Raw genomic sequence first — 17338 nt, forward strand, 5'->3', positions numbered from 1 at the left:
CCATACAACTCGCGGAGAGCTCCCTATGGCCGAAGGCCTTCCTAGCCGTAGGCTCGTTGACGCCCCCCTACAACGGGGGCGATACAAAACGGGCGCGAAACATTATCGTGATCTATCGCATTTGTCATAGCACCGAATACCGCTATCCCGGTCTGGTGCGTAACAGCCACAACGAGCTACGCTTGAAGCCTTTGAGCGACCTCTGGCAGACCTGCCGCCGCTTCGAGCTACGGGTCGAACCGGAGGCACGCCTCTTCAGCTACGAGCTACCGGGTGGCGCGGTCCACCACTTCAGCCACCGCTTGCCCCACCATAGCCTGCGGATAGTCGCGGAGTCTGAGGTGGAGAGCTGCAAGAACAACCCCTTCTCGCACCTGGATCTCATCACCGACGATAGCCCATTCTATCTCCAGCCGAGCCTCTACAATAATTTCTGTGAGTACCTCGACCCCACGGAGCGTGTCCCCAACCACCGCTATATCCAGCTGGAGTGCGAGCAGATCGCGGCGTCGGCGCGGCAGGAGGTGCTGAGCTGTAGCACGGCGGCCTTTCTGGTCGCGCTGACCAAGCTGCTCCACCGGGAGTTCCGCTACGAGCCGGGCAGCACCCATGTCCACACGAAGATCGAGGAGATCTTTATCTACCGCCGTGGGGTCTGCCAGGACTTTGCCCAGGTAATGCTGGCGGTCTGTCGGAGCCAGGGAATCCCGGCGCGCTATGTCAGCGGCTACCTCTACACGGGCCACAATGGGCTTGTCAGCAACGATGCGACCCACGCCTGGGTGGAGTGCCTCCTCCCCGATGGCAGCTGGCACGGTTTCGACCCCACGAATGATATGGTGGTCAACGATGCCTACATCCGCACCCACACCGGCCGGGACTACAGCGATGTCGCTCCGGTCCGCGGGCTCTACCAAGGCCCTCCCGCCAGCAAGCTCGATGTCGTGGTCACGGTCGAACGCATAGACGAGTAAGCGCCCAGTGGGCGTGCTCGCGCACCATCTCGGAGGGATCGGTCTGGGCGACGGTTTCCAGCGCGGGAATCGCCTCGGGGCTCCCGACATTTCCCAACGCCACACAGACATTGCGCCGCAGCCCCGTGCGCCCCGTACGCAGGATCGGGCTTCCGGCAAAGCGCGCCTCAAAGGCCTCGTCGGTGGCGAGGAGAGCCAGTAGCGCGACCAAGTCCACACGCCCCTCGCCGCCGTAGAGCTTTTGCTCGCTTGCCGCCTGGGCCTTGTCGTTCCAGGGACACGCCGCGAGGCAGTCGTCGCAGCCGAAGATATGGTCCCCCATGAGCGGCCGCAGCTCCTCGGGGATGCTGCCGTGGAGCTCGATGGTGAGATACGAGATGCAGCGGCGGGCATCCAGGGTCATGGGAGCGACAATCGCGCCCGTGGGGCAGGCGGCGATACAGCGCGTGCAGGTGCCGCAGTGGTGCTTGTCAAACGGCGGGTCGGGCTCTAGCTTCAGCGAGGTCAGGAGTGCGCCTAAGAAGAAAAAATTCCCCAGCTTGAGCGAGATCAGGTTTGTGTGCTTGCCCTGCCAGCCCAAGCCCGCCCGCGCCGCCAGCTCCCGCTCGCGGATCGGCCCGGAGTCCGTATAGCCCCGGCTGACCGTCCCCGGAAACTCCTCCGCCAGCCAGTCGCGCAGCGTGTTGAGCTTCTCCCACATCACCTGGTGGTAGTCCGCGCCGCGGGCATAGCGCGCGATCTGGCCTTGTCCCCCCCCTGCCCCCGCTTGCCCCCTAACCCCCGTGGAACGGGGGGACAAAGAGGAATCCGATTCCTTATACTCCCCCCGCTCGGCGGGGGTTAGGGGGCCAAAATCGTAGCTCTGGGCGACCACGATCACACTGCGGGCTTTTCCCAGGAGCTTCTGCGAGTTGAGCGGGCCGCCGCGCAGGCGCTTGCGGGTCTTGAGGTAGCTCATCTCGCCGTGGTAGCCCGCCTCCAGCCAGGCATCGACAAAGGCCGCATGACCGGGCGCGGCGGGCGTGGTAAAGCCGACTGCGTCAAAGAGCGTCAGCGCGTACTCACGGACGGTCTCAGTGAGCGGAGTGTCCCCCCGGTTAGCGCGGCGCTCTCCAGTCCGGCCGTTCTCATCGGCCGGATTATCGGTTTGCTTCAATAAACTCCGCCCAGACCCCGTCGGGGTGCCAGATATCGTGTAGGTCGTCGAGGGCCTCGGTCGGATCAAAGCCGTTGCGCAGGCGCCAGAGGTAGAGAAACGCGGATGCCCGCATGTTGGCAGCGCAGTGGACAAAGAGCTTCTGGCCCTGGCGCGCGTCCATCGCGGCGCAGAACGCGTCGAGGTTCTCCCGCGTCGGGCTGCGCCAGAGCACGGGAATCCGCACAAACTCCATCCCCAGCGTAGCGACCCGCTCCGGCTCCTCGGGGAACCAGGCATCGGACTCATCGGGGAGGAGGTTTATCACGCACGCAAAGCCCTCGGCGGCGACCAGCTCCAGCTGCTCGGGGCGCACCAGCCCCGATGTGCCAAGGTTCTCGTCGAGCCAGAGGAAGTCCCGGATCGTGTGGAGGCTCATGAGCCCCAGACCCGCGGCGAGTGCGCCTCGTCGTCGACCACCTGGTTGTGCCGGAAGATATGCCGCGCGTCCTCGCTCCACGACTCCCAGGTGGTCTTGGGGACGGTGATCGTCGGTGTGCGCAGAAAGCCCCGCTCGTAGACAATCGCGTACATCGTCCGGGGGTAGTCGGCATCGTTGGGCATGCCGCGGTGCCACATCCGCATGTCCCGCAGGATGAAGCTCCCGACCGGCACCTCCGTGCGGGTGGAGGGAAACGCCGCCGCCCGGGCATCGTCCACCGGGCCGAGCGTGAGGTGCGTCCCCGGCCAGACCTCGGTCGCTCCATTGGCGACCGTGAAGTCGCAGAGCGGAATATTTAGCACCAGTGTGGCGACCGGGTGTGGGACTCCCATCAGGTGCCCTGTATCACGGTGGACCGGCTGGATCCCCGAGCCAGGGAGCGCCGTGTTGGTATGAAAGAAGGCACACTGCAGGTCATCGCCCAGGAGCGCCTTCATCACCTGCACCGCAATCGGCTGCGCGGCCAGCTGCGAGTCGGCGACCGGGAGGTTCAGTGGGGGGAAAAACCCGATATGGTTCTTACCAAAGGTCTTGCCCTCCAGCGCCGCAAGCCCGCCTTTGCCCGCGATAAAGCGCTCCAGCTCGACCTCGTAGGCCACGCGGACGGTCTCGAGAAATGCCAAGTCGTAGGCGTCTTCAATCACTACGTAGCCTACATCGTTGAAGGTCTGCACCGCCTCCTGCAGACGCTCCCCGGAGAGTGCCCCCTTCGTCTTCTCCGAATCGGTTAGTTTCATGACCCTATTCTACCTGCCCCTGTTTACGCGTTTTTCACGTTTGGTATGGTTTTTGCCCTTGAAATATTTACATCAGTGATGATTAGCAAGGAATCTGCCCCATGAGTGCTCCGACTCCCTATACCGCTACCGCCGAAGAGGCCTATCTGGACCGCCTCCTTGCCGCGCGCCTCCTGCTCCCTACCAACCTGCCTGGCATCTATGCCCGTGGCTCGGCCTTTACCCAGCTCATGGAGGGCTTGGAGCGCGCCATCACCCGCTACGGCCGCACGGAGAGCACGCAGATTTTGCGCTGCCCGCCGGTCTTGCCACGGAGCATTGTCGAGAAGTGCGGCTACTTCCAGTCGTTTCCCAACCTGCTGGGCTGCATGTGCTGCTTCACCGGCGGCACGACCGAGCACGAGGCGCTCCTCAGCGCGGTGGACTCGGGCGCGGACCTACTCCCCCACCTCGAGCTCTCCGATGTCGTGCTGGCTCCGGCGGCCTGCTACTATGTCTATCCCTACCTCACGGGAACTCTCCCACAGGCGGGCAAGACCACCGATATCGAGAACTGGTGCTACCGCCACGAGCCGTCGCTGAACCCCATGCGGATGCGTGCCTTTCGGATGCGGGAGTTTGTTCACGCGGGCACCCCAGAGCAGGCGCTGGGCTTCCGCGACTCCTGGATCGAGCGTGCCCAAGCGTTTCTCGCCCGTCTTGGCCTCTCTGCCACGGTCGCGCCGGCCGACGACCCGTTCTTTGGCGCGGGCGAGCGGCTCATGGCGGCCCAAACCCTCAAGTTCGAGCTACTGATCCCGATTGTCTCCGACACGCGCCCGACCGCGGTGATGTCGTCGAACTACCACAAAGACCACTTCGGGCACCTGTTTGATATCCGCACCCCCGATGGCGCGGCGGCCCACACAACCTGCATTGGCTTTGGCATGGAGCGCATTGTCTTGGCGCTCCTCGCCCAGCACGGGCTCCAGCTCAGCAAGTGGCCCACCGCCCTCCGTGAGCACCTCGGGCTCGCCTAGCACTTGGGCGTCAGGAGGGGGGCAAGGGGCACCCGCAGGGTTTTCTCCGCTCCCACCAGAGCCAGCTCCGTGGGGGTGATCTTGCTGACTTGATACCGTGCGCCCAAGACCTCTATCTGCCTGCCCTCGGTGACAATCTGCACGTCGGAGTCGGGTGGGGTGCCTACCTCCAGGATCGCCAGCGCGGTGGAGCCCTGGAAGAGAGCCCCCGCCATCCGGCACGGAATCCCCTCCACAACCGGCAGCTTTGCCTGCTGGAGCCGTGTTATAAGGTCGTCCAGGGAAGGCACTGGCGAGTCCGGCTGGGGCTTGATAATCACCACCCCATTGGCCTGTGTCCACTGGAACGGGCGGATGGCTTTCTTGCTCAGGCTCTTGAGGAGCTCGTCGAAGGGGAGCTGGGCGGAGCGGGCGGTCAGCAAGCCAGCGACATTGTTGTCGATGACATAGCTATTCTTCCCAAAGCCCCGCATCACCAGCTCCAAGGCGGTGCGAATCGGCGCATCGGCCAGCACCAAGTCGACTTTAAGCGCAGGTGTCTTCTGGGCGCGGCTGGTTTGCGGCAGGAGCATCAGCCCGGTCAGTGCGAGAAGTTTTCTTCGGTTCATAGCCACTAGGAGTCTCTTTCTTGGGGTGATCTTCACCATCAAGGCAAGATTGGGTATATTTTCCGCATGATAATCCCCGCTCCCTTCTTTCTGGCGACTCTAGCGCTCTCCCAGCCCATGCAGGCGGCCCCGCGTGGCTACTTCCGAACCCCTAGCCTGCGCGGCGAGACCGTGGTCTTTGCGGCGGAGGGCGATCTGTGGCGGGTCGCGGTGGGGGGTGGGGGGGCGACCCGGCTCACGACGCACCCCAGCGAGGAGAGCAATCCTGCCCTCTCGCCCGACGGGAAGTGGGTGGCGTTCTCGGCGTCGTACGAGGGCCCCGACGAGGTCTATGTCATGCCCAGCACAGGCGGTGAGCCGACCCGGCTGACCTTTGGCGCGGGCGGCACCGTGGCGGGGTGGACCAAAGACGGCAAGATTCTCTACGCCACGGGCAAGCACTCGTCGCTGCCCAGCACGCAGCTGGTCGCGCTCGATCCCAATACCAAGCAGCGCACCCGCATCCCGCTCGCCCAGGCCAGCGACGGTGTCTACGACGACGTGGGCAATCTCTTCTTCACGCGCTTTGACTTCCAGGGCAGCCAGACCAAGCGCTACCAGGGCGGCACGGCGCAGAACCTCTGGAAGCTCGCGCCCGGTGCCACGGAGGCGGTCGCGCTGACCGCGGACTTCAAGGGGACCAGCCGCAACCCGATGGTCTGGAAAGACCGTGTCTACTTCCTCTCGGACCGCGATGGCATCATGAATGTCTGGAGCATGGACACCAATGGGAAGAGTGTCAAGCAGGTCACCCATGAGACGGGCTTCGATGTCCAGAACCCCCAGCTCGACACCACCACGGGGAAGCTGATCTACCAGCACGGTGCCGATCTCTATGTCGCCGATGCCGCCACGGGCACCTCGACCAAGCTCGGCATCACCCTCAGCTCGGACTTTGACCAGCTACGCGAGCGCTGGATCACCCGGCCGCTGGACTGGGTGACCGCCGCGCACCTCTCCCCCAGCGGCGATAAGCTCGTGCTGACCGCGCGCGGCCAGGTCTTTGTGGTGCCCACGGGCAAGACAGGCCGCATTGTCGAGGCGACCCGCAAGCCCGGTGTCCGCTACCGCGAGGCGCGCTTCCTCCCCGATGGCAAGGGGCTGGTCGCGCTCTCGGATGAGTCCGGCGAGGTCGAGCTCTGGAAACTGCCTCCCACGGGCGAGGTCACCGCGCCACGGGAGCAGCTCACCAAAGACGGCCAGGTGCTGCGCTGGGACACGACCCCCTCGCCCGATGGCAAGTGGATCGCCCACACCGATAAGTTCAACCGGCTCCACCTCTACGATGCCACGGCCAAGACCACGAAGGTGATCGCCACGAGCGACGATGGCGGCATCGGCAGTGTGACCTTCTCCCCGGACAGCCGCTATATCGCCTTTAGCTTCCCCTGCGCCAATAGCTTCAGCCAGCTGCGCCTCTACGATATCAAGACCGGCAAGACCACCGAGCTGACCACGGACCGCTACGACTGCTCCGACCCGGCGTTCTCCCCCGATGGCAAGTTTCTCTACTTCCTCTCCGACCGCTCGTTCAACTCCAAGGTCGGCTCGCCGTGGGGACCGCGCCAGCCCGAGCCCTTCTTTGAGAACCAGACTCAGGTATTTGCCCTCAGCCTCCAGCCGGGAAACCGCTCGCCCTTCCTGCCCGAGAACGAGCTGGATGCCGAGAAAAAGGCAGAAGAGAAGAAGCCCGAGGAAAAAAAGCCCGACGAGAAGAAGCCCGAGCCGGGCCTGCCCGCGATCGTGACGGAGGGAATCGCCACGCGCCTAAGCCTGGTCCCCGTACCCGCAGGCAGCTACGGAAACCTCAAGACCGATGGTAAGAAGCTCTTCTTGACCGCCAACACCGATAGCGGCACCCACCTGATGGCAATCGTGATCCGCAGCGAGGACATCAAGCTCGACACGCTGGTCACGGGGATCGGGAGCTACGAGCTGAGCGCCGATAGCAAGAAGCTCCTGGTGGGACAGAACAACGCCTACCTGGTCTTCGATGCCAGCGGTGGCCCCGACCCCGCCCGTAGCCGGGTCTCGCTCCTGGACCGCTGGAGCTTCTCCCTCGATCCCAAAGAGGAGTGGAAGCAGATGTACGACGAGGCATGGCGGCTCCACCGGGACTACTTCTACGATCCCAAGCTACACAACGTGGACTGGCCCGCTCTGCGCGAGAAGTACCGCCCGCTCGCCGCACGGATCGCCTGCCGCGCCGATCTCTCGGATGTGCTGGCGCAGCTGATGGGCGAGCTCTCGGTCTTGCACACATTTGTCTATGGCGGCGACCAGCGCGGCGGGACGGATAGTGTCGGGGTGGCAACCCTCGGCGCGGAGTGGGAGAAGGACGAGGCCAAGGGCGGCTGGCGCATCACCCGCCTCTGGCGCACCGACCCGGACATGCCCGAGAAGCTCGGCCCGCTCCTCAAGCCCGGTGTGGAGGCGAGCGAGGGCGATGTGATCGCACAGATCAACGGGGTGCCGACACTCTCACTCGACGATCCCGCGCAGCTCTTGCGCGCCCAGACAAATAAGCAGGTCCGGCTAAAGCTCTTCCCCGGCGGCGACTCCAGCAAGGCGCGCGATGTGATTGTGACGGCGATCTCCGGCGGCCAGGAGTGGGACCTGCGCTACAGCGACTGGGAGTTTACCCGCCGCCAGGCCGTGGAGAAAGCCGCGCCGGGCAAGCTGGGCTATGTCCACCTCCGGGCGATGGGTAGCGGCGATATCGCGCAGTGGGAGCGGGAGTTCTACCCGGTCTTCAACCGCGACGGCCTGATTATCGATGTGCGGCACAACAACGGCGGCAATATCGATAGCTGGATCCTGGAGAAGCTGGCACGCAAGGCCTGGATGTTCTGGAAGGCTCCCGTGGGCGCGCCGACCTGGAACATGCAGTACGCCTTCCGCGGCAAGGTCGTGGTGCTCTGCGACGAGAGCACGGCCTCCGATGGCGAGGCCTTCGCAGAGGGCTTCAAGCGGCTTGGGCTCGGAAAAGTGATCGGCACCCGCACCTGGGGCGGCGAGGTCTGGCTGACATCGTCCAATACCCTCGTGGACCGGGGAATCGCCACCGCCGCCGAGTTTGGTGTCTTCGGCCCCGAGGGCAACTGGCTGATCGAGGGCCACGGAGTCGAGCCGGATATCGTGGTGGACAACCTCCCCCGCGCCACCTACGACGGCAAAGACGCCCAGCTCGACGCGGCGATCCAGCACTTGCTCAAGGAGCTGGCGAAGAACCCGGTTCCCAAGATCAAGGTGCCACCGTACCCGGATAAATCGTTTCCGAAAAGAAGATAGCCATCTCCCTGCCGCTGAGACGGCTTCCCTCTTCCCCGATTTGCTCCTTCGTCGCGGGAAGAGGGACTTTTCATGAAAAAGGCTTAGAGGGGAGACCTTTTAAATCAAAAAACTGAGCTTTAATCTAAAAATCCGACCCTAGAATCTTTTCTCCAGAAAATAAATTATCTCTGGCAGTTTTAGCCCTAGGAACAGAGATTTAATTCTTAACGCCGAGTTTTTGTTTAAAACTCGGCGTTTTGATTCTTAATGCTGAGTCCCTCTTCCTAGCGAGGCACGAGCGACACAGGGAAGAGGGAAGCCGTCTCAGCGGCAGGGAGATGGCGCGAAGCGGCGGGGGAGCTGCCCTACCCTTCGCTCTGCTCGTACTTGTCCTTGAGGCCGGAGACAACACTTGGGTCGGCGAGGGTGGTGGTGTCGCCCAGCGCCCGTCCTTCGGCGATGTCTCGTAGGAGGCGGCGCATGATCTTGCCACTGCGGGTCTTGGGGAGCTCCGCGGTGAAGAGGATATCATCGGGGCGGCAGATGGGGCCGAGCTTGACACCCACATGCGCCTTGAGCACCTTGATCAGCGCCTCATCGGCGGTCTGGCCCTCTTTTACGGTCACGAAGGCGCAGATCGCCTGGCCCTTGATCGCATCGGTGCGGCCAATCACGGCAGCCTCCGCGACCGCGTGGTGATCGACCAGGGCGGACTCGACCTCCATCGTGCTGATATTGTGGCCCGCCACCAGCATGATGTCATCGACACGCCCTAAGAGCCAGAGGTAGCCGTCTTCGTCCTGGCGGGCACCGTCGCCGGCGAAGTACAGGTTCTTCTCCCCGAACTTGCTCCAGTACACATTCTTGTAGCGCTCGTCGTCGCCCCAGAGAGTCCGTAGCATCGACGGCCACGGTTTCTGGATCACCAGCAGGCCATCTTTCCCGGCGGGGGTGGGGTTGCCCTCTTCATCGACCACGGCGAGGGTGATACCGGGGAAGGGGCGGGTGGCGCTACCGGGCTTGGTGGCGACAATGCCAGGGAGCGGCGTGATCATGTGCGCCCCGGTCTCGGTCTGCCACCAGGTATCGACAATCGGGCAGTTTTTGTGGCCGACATTCTCGTGGTACCAGAGCCAGGCCTCGGGGTTGATCGGCTCTCCGACCGAGCCCAGCAGGCGCAGGCTGGAGAGATCGTGCTTCTCCAGATGCTCTGTCCCCCACTTCATGAACGAGCGGATCGCGGTGGGGGCGGTGTAGAAGACACTGACGCCGTACTTCTCGATAGTCGCCCAGAAGCGGTCGCGGGCGGGCCAGTCCGGGGCGCCCTCGTACATCAGGACAGTCGCACCGGCGGCGAGGGGACCGTAGACCACGTAGCTGTGACCGGTCACCCAGCCCACATCGGCGGTGCACCAGAAGATATCAGTGTCTTTGATATCAAAGGTCCACTGGAAAGTCGCGTTGGCCTGGGTCAGGTAGCCGCCAGTCGTGTGGTAGATTCCCTTGGGCTTTCCCGTGGAGCCCGACGTGTAGAGAATAAAGAGGCCGTCCTCGCTGTCCACCGCCACCGGCTCGGTGAGGCGCGGCGCGGACTCTTCTAGGCGGTGCCACCAGTGGTCGCGGCCCTCCACCATGCGCACCATGGTCGGGTCGATCGCGCGGCTCAGCACGACCACATTCTCGATGGTCGGACACGCGCCGCCGTCGAGGGCGGCGTCGGTGGTGTCTTTTAGCCGGACGATATTGCCGCGTCGCCAGCTGCCACTGCTAGTCACCACGACCTTGGACTTGCTGTCGTTGATGCGCTCGCGTAGGCTATCGGCGGAGAAGCCCCCAAAGACCACGCTATGGATCGCCCCGATTCGGGTGCAGGCGAGCATCGCAATCGCGGCCTCCGGGATCATCGGCAGGTAGATGGTCACGCGATCGCCCTTGGTCACGCCAAGATTGGTCAGGACGCCCGCGAACTTATTGACCTCGCGCCACAGGTCCTGGTAGGTCAAGACGCGGGAGTCGCCGGGCTCGCCCTCGAAGATAATCGCCGCTTTATTGCGCCGCGCGGTCTTGAGGTGCCGGTCGACGCAGTTGGCGCTCACATTGAGCTTGCCCCCCACAAACCACTTGGCATGGGGCGGGTTCCACTGACAGACCTCGGTCCAGGGCTCGATCCAGTCCAGCTTCTTTGCCCACTCCGCCCAGTAGGCCTCGGGGTCAGCGGCGGCCGTCTGGTAGATGGCGGCATCGGCGACATTGGCCTGGGCGACAAACTCCGGCGACGGAGGAAAAACACGGTCCCCGCCCAGCGAGGAACCCATCACGCTTTCATTGCTCATAACGCTTAGAGTATAGCCCATGTCGGCAGGGCCTGAAAGTCCCCGCCTAAAGCCGCGCAAGCGCGAAGTGGGCCGAGCCCACACCAAATCTTTCTACGCGGCCTCGGGCCGCTTCGCGGAGTGAGGAACGAACGGAGCGGCCAAGCCGGGGACTTTCAGGCCCTGGCACGATAAAATAAGGGCATGTCCGCCCGAATCGCTCTCCCCGAACCCGCCGCGCTCGCCGAGGCCGCCGAGCGCCTGCGGGCCGGGGAGCTGGTCGCGTTTCCCACGGAGACAGTCTACGGGCTTGGGGCCAACGCGCTCGATGCGGTGGCGGTGGCCAAGATCTACACCGCCAAGGGGCGCCCGGCGACCAACCCACTGATCGTCCATGTGGCGAGTGTCGCGCAGGCGAAAACATTGGTCAAGACCTGGCCCGCCCTCGCCGACGAGCTGGCCGCCGCGCACTGGCCGGGGCCGCTCACCCTGGTGCTGGAGCGAGCCAACCACGTCCCGGATAGTGTCACCGCAGGCGGCCCGACGGTCGGTATCCGCATCCCGAGTCACCCGGTCGCGCTTGAGCTCCTGCGCCTCGCGGGGGTTCCGGTCGCCGCGCCCTCGGCTAATCGCAGTGAGGAAATCTCCCCGACGCGTGCCCAGCATGTCGCGGACTCACTCGGGGCGTTCGTGGACGACCTGCTGATCCTCGATGGCGGTGCCTGCGATGTGGGGATCGAGAGCACGGTCTTAGATGTCACGTGCGAGCCGCCGCGGGTCCTACGGCCGGGGATGTGCCTCCCCCCACTCGCACCGCTCGTGACCCCCTCCGGCTCCGCGAAGGGGGACGTTGCACGCTCGCCGGGACAGATGCTGCGGCACTATGCGCCTAAGAAGCCCACTCTGGTGCTAGGCTTCGGCGAGAAGTACACACAAGTGGAAGGCGATGCGTGGCTGACGCTCCCTGCCACACCCGAAGCCGCGGCCCAGGCGCTCTATGTCGAGCTACGGAGGCTCGACAGCGACCCCCATGTCGCACGTATCGTGCTCCCGGTTGTCCCAGACAGCCCCGAGTGGGACGCGATTCGGGACCGCCTACGGCGGGCCGCGACACCCCGTCACGAATAATTTAGAACGCTCGCTGATTTTTCACGTTTTTTTTACGCGACATTCACTGGGGCTTTACGCACGGGGCCTAAGATGGGAGCATCATGACTCTGACCACAACCTCCCTCGACACCCCGCACGCCGACGTGAGCGCGCTCAATACCCTCTCGCTCCGTGAGCGCCTCGCCTGGCTCCGGGCCTTAGACGCCCAGACTCCCTGTGGCTCGCTCTTGGTGCTGAGTGTGATCGAGCTGCATCAGCCGGTCGAGGGGCTCTACTCCCTCACTCCACAGGAGCTGCGGGCCTACTTCGCCAGCGGCTACGAGCTCACCCTACTCTCGTCGGAGCCCTGCCCCCACGGGATCGAGCACCGCTTCTTTCTGGTCAAGCAAAACTCACTGAGCCCCATCATGATCACCGAGGCCCTTCGTCGTCTCTTTCCCAGCACGCCTTCAGGTACGTGAGGCTCTCCCGCGCGATGGTCTCCGGGTCGGGGCTGTAGTCGAAGACCTCGACCGAGACATAGCCTGCAAAGTGGACCTCTTTCAGCGCGGCGGCGATGGGCACAAAGTCTATCTCGCCGAAGCCGGGACCGCGGCGGTTGGCATCGTTGGCGTGGACATGGACCGTGCGCGCACCAAACTGGCGGCAGAGCGCGGCGGGGGCATCGGGCCCCTCGGAGCACATGCTCTTGACATCCAGCATCATCCGAATGGCGGGATGGTTTATCTCCTCGACCATGCGCCAGGCATCGGACTGGGTGAGTAGAAAGTCCGCCTCGGGCCGGGGAAGCGCCTCCGGGCAGAGCACGGCGTTGCACGCGGTCAGAGTCTCTGTGAGCCCCGCCAGTGTCTCGCACATTCGCTGCCACGCCCCGGTTTCGTCGCCGTTCTCGATCGTCCTTGCCTTGGGCGAGCCCAGCACGAGCACCGGAGCGCCCACATCGCCGGCAAACTCGACCAAGGCTTTTAAGTAGTCCAGAGTCTTCTGACGAAGCGCAGTGTCTGTCGTGTGCAGGTGCAGGCCCGGCGGGGAGACCAAGAGCCAGTGCGCCCCGACGATCTCAAGGCCGTGGTCACTTGCGACACGCTTTATCTCGTTGCGTTGCGCCACGGAGATCTCACGAACATCGGGGGCAAAGGTAAAGGGGGCCAGCTCGACACCGTCGTAGCCTGTCTGAGAGAGAAACGCGCAGGTGCGCTCCCAGCTCCAGGGGTCGGTGGCTCCCAGCGGCGCAAAGGTCTCGTTGCAGATCGCAAATTTTTGTGCAGTCATGGGCGCATTTTATCGTAGCCGGTATAATTGCGACGTGCCCCACCCCGCAGAGAAAATTCGTTTGCTTCACTTCGCCGATGTCCACCTGGGTGTCGAGACCCACGGCAAGTTCAACCCCGAGACCGGCCTCAACACGCGCCTGGAAGATTTTAAAAACTCGCTGGATCAGGGCATCTCCCTCGCGCTGGAGGCAGACATTGACCTGGCGATCTTTGCGGGCGATGCCTACAAGGCGCGCGACCCCAGCCAGACCCACCAGAAGCTCTTTGCCGCGAGCCTGCGCCGCCTGACCGATGCCGGTGTCCCCGTGGTCATGCTGGTGGGCAACCACGATATCCCCAACACCCGCGGCCGCGCCCACGCGCTCGAGATCTACGACGTTCTCGGCGGTGCAGGCGTGCAGATTCTCTCCAGACCGGAGCTGATCCCGATCCAGACACGGCGCGGTGAGGTGCTGGTCGGGGGGATGCCCTATCTTCCCCGCGCCCGCGTGCTCACCCAGGACGAGACCAAGAACAAGACGGTCGAGGAGATCGCTCAGCTCATCCGCGATAAGTACATTGAGTACATTGCGAGCCTGGCGCACCAAGCCGCCGAGCACCCCGAGCACATCGCCCTGCTCACCGCGCACTTCACGGTCGCCGATGCACGGGTCGGGGTGCAGGGGGTCTTGCTCAACGCCGCCGAGCCGCAGGTGCCCGTGAGCGCGCTCGCCCTGCCCCAGTTCGACTATGTCGCTCTCGGCCATATCCACAAGCGCCAGGACTGCAACAGCCGCCGCCAGCCGCCCGTGGTCTACTGCGGCTCGATCGACCGGCTCGATTTCGGCGAAAAAGACGAAAACAAGGGGATCGTCCTAGCCGATATCTCCAAACAAAACGCTGAGTTTCGCTATGTCGATGTCGATGTCCGCACGTTTCTGGAGATCGCGATCGACGCCACCGATGCCGACGAGCCCACGGAGAAGATTCTTGCCGAGCTGGCCAAGCGCCCGCTCAAAGACGCCGTGGTGAAGCTGAGCTACAAGGTCCCCCGGGAGAAAGCGCCGCTGGTGCGTGAGGAAGAGCTACGAAAAGCCCTCTCCGAGGCGCATAGCGTGGTCGCCATCTCCCGCGACCTCCCCGGCCAGACCCTCACCACCCGCGCCGAGGGCCTCACCGAGCAGCTCACCCCCGAGCAGGCGCTGACGCTCTACCTAGACACCCGCCGCCCCGACCTCGCCCCCCTGCGCGAGGACTTCATGGCCGCCGCCCGCCGCCTGATGGACGACCTCCGACAGGAGGCACTAGCGTGAGAATACCTCTCCCCAACCCCTCACCTAAAGGCAAGGGGCTTCGAAAACCCCCTCCCTCTCCCCCCTTGCCTTTAGGTGAGGGGGGCCGGGGGGGAGAGGTGGCCCCATGATCCCCCTCAAGCTCCAGCTCGAAAACTTCATGTCCTACGGCAAGGGAGTCCCGCCCTTGCCGCTCAGCGACATGCGCCTCGCTTGCCTCTCCGGCGACAATGGCAACGGCAAGAGCGCGATCCTCGATGCGATCACCTGGGTGCTCTTTGGCGAGACACGCGCCCCCCGCGAAGACGATGTGATCCGCCTCGGGGCGCCTAGCTGCAGCGTCATGCTGGACTTCCAGCTCGGGGAGACCAAGTACCGGGTCACCAAGCGCCGCGACCGCAAGGGGACATCGCCGATCTGGAGCCTGGCGGCGTGGCAGGACGACGACACGCTGCGCAATATCAGCGACGGGCGCGAGACCAAGGGCAAGCTCGAAGGGCTGCTACGGCTCAACTACGAGATGTTTCTCGCCACGGCCTACCTGGCCCAAGGCCGCGCCGATATCTTTGCCCGCGCCAAGCCCACCGAGCGCAAGCAGATTGTCGCCGATATTCTGGACCTCTCGCGCTACGACGAGCTGGAAAAGCGTGCCCGTGAGACCCAGCGCGAGGCCCGTGAGCGCCGCAGTGCCGCCGAGAGCCAGCTCACCCTGATCGACGAGGAGCTCCAGGACAAAGATCGGATCGATGCGGAGCTGGAGTCCGCCGAGGCGCTCCTCGCCGATGCCGCCGCACAGCTCACCCAGCTCCAGCTCGCCCGAGACAGCGCCCATCTCGCGTTTGAGGAGTGCCAAAACAATGCGAACCTCGCACGGGACTGGGACGAGAAGCTGCGCGAGCTGGAGCAAGACCACGCGATCGCTCTGCGGGACTCCGAGGCGCTGCGAAAGCGTATCGCCGCCGCCGAGGCCATCTTGACACGTCGGCCAGAGATCGAGAAGCAAGAGCGCGAGGCCGCCGCGCTCGAGCAGCGCCTGAACGTACTCCAGAGCCAGGTCGACGAGGCCACGGCGCTCTACCGGGAGCGCGAGCAGCTCACCGAGCAGATCCAGCGCGCCCGCACCGAGCTGGACCGCGAGCTCTACCGGGTAACCCGCGAGGTGCAGGACCTCCACGAAGAGGCCAAGGAGCTGGAGCGCTACGAGGCCGAGAGATCCACCACGGAGGCCGAGATCGCCTCCTACGGCGACCCCGAGGCCAAGCGGAGAGACGCCGAGGCGGAGCGTGCCAAGGCCGATGAAGCGTTTACGGAGCTAAAAGCACAGCGCAACACCGCCAAGGCGGAGCAAGAGCGCCTGGAGAAGCGCCTCTCCGCCCTCACCGGGTCGGATTCGTCGCAGTGTGAGTTCTGCGGCCAGCCGCTCACCCCCAAGGCACGCCAGGCCGCGATTGTCGAGGCAGAGACGGCACTGGAGGCAAACGGCGAGTACCAGGCCCAGCTCGGCGCACAGGGCCGCGATGCCAAGCGCCTCGCCGATGAGTGGCGGGCCTTCTCCGAGCAAGCCCTCACCGACTCCCGCACGGTCGCGCAGCTGGTCAACCGCAACGCCCACGCCCAGCAGGAGGCACTTCGGATTCGGACGCGCCTTGAGCAGCTCCCCAATCGTGAGCGCCAGCGGGAGAAGCTCAGCCAGCAGCTGGAGTCCGGGGAGTTCGCCCGTGATGCGCAAGAGCGGGTGATGGCGCTCGCCGCCCACCTGGAGAAGCTGGAGCGCTCCCAAGAAGAGCTTCGCGCCCTGCGCCAGCAGGCCAGCACCTACCGTGAGCTCCCCCACGAGCGCGCTCGCCTCACGCAGGCTGAGGGAATTCTGCTGGAGGAGCCAGTGCGCCTGAGTGAGCTGGAGACACGCGCCCAGAGCCTCGCGACAAAGATAGAAAAAGCCCGCCCCCGTGTCGAGGAGATGCGCCAGCGCGCCGCCAACCTCCCCCTGCTCCGCCAGAGCCTCACGGAGGCCGAGGGCGCCCTGCGCTACCAGAACGACGCTACCAACCAAGCCCACACCCGAATCGGGCGCCTGAAAGCTGAGCGGGACCGCCTTCAAGCCCGGCTCACCGAGCGCACGAAGATCGAGTCCGACCGCGTGGCGGCCTCCCGCGACGAGCTTCTCTACGCGGAGCTGACCGCAGCGTTTGGGAAAAAAGGGGTTCAGGCGCTGATTATCGAGAACGCCCTCCCGGAGATTCAAGAGGAGACCAATCGTCTGCTGGGCCGCATGACCAGCGGCGCGATGCGGGTGACCTTCGAGACCCACCGCGAGGCTCGCACCAAGTCAGCCAGCCCCATCGAGACCCTCGACATCATTATCGAGGACGATCTGGGAACCCGTGCCTACGAGATGTACTCCGGCGGCGAGGCGTTTCGGGTGAATCTGGCGCTACGGGTCGCCCTCTCCAAGATGCTCGCACGGCGCGCCGGGGCACCGCTACAAACGCTCATCCTCGACGAAGGCTTTGGCACACAAGACCCCCGCGGCCGCGAAGCAATCGCCGATGCGCTTGAGGCAATCGCGGAGGAGTTTGAGCTGATCCTGGTAATCACCCATATCGAGGAGCTCAAGGACCGCTTCCCCACCCGGATCGAGATCACCAAAGGCCCCGATGGCTCACGCTTCTCGCTGAACTAGAACCAGCCCTTTTTCCGCTTGACATAGGTCTCGATAAACTCTTCATCGGACTTTGTCAAGTAGATAATGCCTTCGATAAACCCAATAATGGCAAAAATGGGCAGGGCCGCCCCACAGGTGAGGAGCGAGCCGAAGAGCATGATGAGCCCCTCGGTGGTGTAGCCGAGGATGAACTTGTGGACCCCCAGGCAGTTTAAGATAATCCCACAGATGCCGGCGGGGAGCTTATTCGCCGCCGTGAGTGTGCCGGCATTGTAGCTCTGGCTGGGAGGGGTGTAGGCCTGGGGACGCTGCTGCTGCGCCTGACCATAGCCACCTCCCAGATTGGGGGGAAGAGGAACGGTGGGTGCAACGCGCTGGGGCAGGCGTGTGCGGAGCTGGGGGTGCTCCGCGACTGTGAA

At 64.4% G+C, this 17338-nt stretch carries 14 protein-coding genes; 7 read left to right on the forward strand and 7 right to left on the reverse strand.

All coding sequences use genetic code 11. The features are described from left to right. The first annotated feature begins 107 nt into the window (after positions 1 to 107). Complete coding sequence (locus HNQ39_RS00235) at positions 108 to 974, forward strand: transglutaminase domain-containing protein (protein WP_184191745.1); 867 nt, start codon at positions 108 to 110, stop codon at positions 972 to 974. Here HNQ39_RS00235 and queG read toward each other — a convergent pair. The 3 genes from queG to HNQ39_RS00250 are packed head-to-tail and all read right to left on the reverse strand — an operon-like array spanning position 949 to position 3348. Next, a complete protein-coding gene (gene queG / locus HNQ39_RS00240) occupies positions 949 to 2130 on the reverse strand; it encodes a tRNA epoxyqueuosine(34) reductase QueG (protein ID WP_184191746.1) in 1182 nt (393 codons plus the stop codon). The two genes, HNQ39_RS00235 and queG, sit on opposite strands and share 26 nt — an antisense overlap. After that, positions 2114 to 2548 carry a protein tyrosine phosphatase family protein gene (locus tag HNQ39_RS00245; RefSeq protein ID WP_184191747.1) on the reverse strand — a complete coding sequence of 145 codons (435 nt, stop codon included), beginning with the start codon at positions 2546 to 2548 and terminating at the stop codon, positions 2114 to 2116. The genes queG and HNQ39_RS00245 overlap by 17 nt, the downstream gene beginning before the upstream one ends. Beyond that, complete coding sequence (locus tag HNQ39_RS00250; protein ID WP_184191749.1) at positions 2545 to 3348, reverse strand: phytanoyl-CoA dioxygenase family protein; 804 nt, start codon at positions 3346 to 3348, stop codon at positions 2545 to 2547. The genes HNQ39_RS00245 and HNQ39_RS00250 overlap by 4 nt, the downstream gene beginning before the upstream one ends. A gap of 101 nt (positions 3349 to 3449) precedes the next feature. Here HNQ39_RS00250 and HNQ39_RS00255 point away from each other — a divergent pair, with 101 nt between their 5' ends. Next, the gene (locus HNQ39_RS00255; RefSeq protein ID WP_184191751.1) at positions 3450 to 4367 is read left to right on the forward strand and encodes an amino acid--[acyl-carrier-protein] ligase; all 918 of its coding nucleotides are present in this window, start codon (positions 3450 to 3452) and stop codon (positions 4365 to 4367) included. On the opposite strand, the gene HNQ39_RS00260 is transcribed toward HNQ39_RS00255, so the two are convergent. Beyond that, on the reverse strand, positions 4364 to 4975 hold the full coding sequence (locus HNQ39_RS00260; RefSeq protein ID WP_184191753.1) for a hypothetical protein: 612 nt from the start codon (positions 4973 to 4975) through the stop codon (positions 4364 to 4366). The two genes, HNQ39_RS00255 and HNQ39_RS00260, sit on opposite strands and share 4 nt — an antisense overlap. A 66-nt stretch (positions 4976 to 5041) precedes the next feature. Here HNQ39_RS00260 and HNQ39_RS00265 point away from each other — a divergent pair, with 66 nt between their 5' ends. Then, entirely contained in the window at positions 5042 to 8305 is a 3264-nt protein-coding gene (locus tag HNQ39_RS00265) for a S41 family peptidase (RefSeq protein WP_184191754.1), read from the forward strand. A 347-nt stretch (positions 8306 to 8652) separates the two neighbouring features. Here the strand turns inward: HNQ39_RS00265 and acs are convergent, their stop codons facing one another. Beyond that, positions 8653 to 10620 (reverse strand): acetate--CoA ligase, encoded by a 1968-nt coding sequence (gene acs / locus HNQ39_RS00270; protein ID WP_184191756.1) that lies wholly within the window; start codon positions 10618 to 10620, stop codon positions 8653 to 8655. A 183-nt stretch (positions 10621 to 10803) separates the two neighbouring features. Between acs and HNQ39_RS00275 the strand changes: the two genes are divergently transcribed. Together HNQ39_RS00275 and HNQ39_RS00280 are read left to right on the forward strand one after the other, a co-directional pair. Then, positions 10804 to 11727, forward strand: coding sequence for an L-threonylcarbamoyladenylate synthase (locus tag HNQ39_RS00275; protein ID WP_184191758.1), 924 nt, complete (start codon positions 10804 to 10806; stop codon positions 11725 to 11727). 83 nt (positions 11728 to 11810) lie between these two features. Next, complete coding sequence (locus HNQ39_RS00280; protein ID WP_184191760.1) at positions 11811 to 12170, forward strand: hypothetical protein; 360 nt, start codon at positions 11811 to 11813, stop codon at positions 12168 to 12170. Here the strand turns inward: HNQ39_RS00280 and HNQ39_RS00285 are convergent. Then, positions 12121 to 12981 carry a sugar phosphate isomerase/epimerase family protein gene (locus HNQ39_RS00285; protein ID WP_184191762.1) on the reverse strand — a complete coding sequence of 287 codons (861 nt, stop codon included), beginning with the start codon at positions 12979 to 12981 and terminating at the stop codon, positions 12121 to 12123. The two genes, HNQ39_RS00280 and HNQ39_RS00285, sit on opposite strands and share 50 nt — an antisense overlap. Positions 12982 to 13015: 34 nt before the next feature. Here HNQ39_RS00285 and HNQ39_RS00290 point away from each other — a divergent pair, with 34 nt between their 5' ends. Then, positions 13016 to 14275 (forward strand): exonuclease subunit SbcD, encoded by a 1260-nt coding sequence (locus HNQ39_RS00290; protein ID WP_184191764.1) that lies wholly within the window; start codon positions 13016 to 13018, stop codon positions 14273 to 14275. Between the two features lie 106 nt (positions 14276 to 14381). Then, on the forward strand, positions 14382 to 16937 hold the full coding sequence (locus HNQ39_RS00295) for an AAA family ATPase (RefSeq protein WP_184191766.1): 2556 nt from the start codon (positions 14382 to 14384) through the stop codon (positions 16935 to 16937). Here the strand turns inward: HNQ39_RS00295 and HNQ39_RS30450 are convergent. Then, on the reverse strand, positions 16934 to 17260 hold the full coding sequence (locus tag HNQ39_RS30450) for a TM2 domain-containing protein (protein ID WP_343075958.1): 327 nt from the start codon (positions 17258 to 17260) through the stop codon (positions 16934 to 16936). The two genes, HNQ39_RS00295 and HNQ39_RS30450, sit on opposite strands and share 4 nt — an antisense overlap. Positions 17261 to 17338 lie beyond the last annotated feature (78 nt).

The organism is Armatimonas rosea (assembly GCF_014202505.1).
GTDB classification, from domain to species: domain Bacteria; phylum Armatimonadota; class Armatimonadia; order Armatimonadales; family Armatimonadaceae; genus Armatimonas; species Armatimonas rosea.

Coding starts and splice junctions, on each gene's coding strand:
- HNQ39_RS00245 (WP_184191747.1), bottom strand. CDS start 2,548: ATGAGCCTCCACACGATCCGGGACTTCCTCTGGCTCGACGAGAACCTT.
- HNQ39_RS00250 (WP_184191749.1), bottom strand. CDS start 3,348: ATGAAACTAACCGATTCGGAGAAGACGAAGGGGGCACTCTCCGGGGAG.
- HNQ39_RS00255 (WP_184191751.1), top strand. CDS start 3,450: ATGAGTGCTCCGACTCCCTATACCGCTACCGCCGAAGAGGCCTATCTG.
- HNQ39_RS00260 (WP_184191753.1), bottom strand. CDS start 4,975: ATGAACCGAAGAAAACTTCTCGCACTGACCGGGCTGATGCTCCTGCCG.
- HNQ39_RS00265 (WP_184191754.1), top strand. CDS start 5,042: ATGATAATCCCCGCTCCCTTCTTTCTGGCGACTCTAGCGCTCTCCCAG.
- acs (WP_184191756.1), bottom strand. CDS start 10,620: ATGAGCAATGAAAGCGTGATGGGTTCCTCGCTGGGCGGGGACCGTGTT.
- HNQ39_RS00275 (WP_184191758.1), top strand. CDS start 10,804: ATGTCCGCCCGAATCGCTCTCCCCGAACCCGCCGCGCTCGCCGAGGCC.
- HNQ39_RS00280 (WP_184191760.1), top strand. CDS start 11,811: ATGACTCTGACCACAACCTCCCTCGACACCCCGCACGCCGACGTGAGC.
- HNQ39_RS00285 (WP_184191762.1), bottom strand. CDS start 12,981: ATGACTGCACAAAAATTTGCGATCTGCAACGAGACCTTTGCGCCGCTG.
- HNQ39_RS00295 (WP_184191766.1), top strand. CDS start 14,382: ATGATCCCCCTCAAGCTCCAGCTCGAAAACTTCATGTCCTACGGCAAG.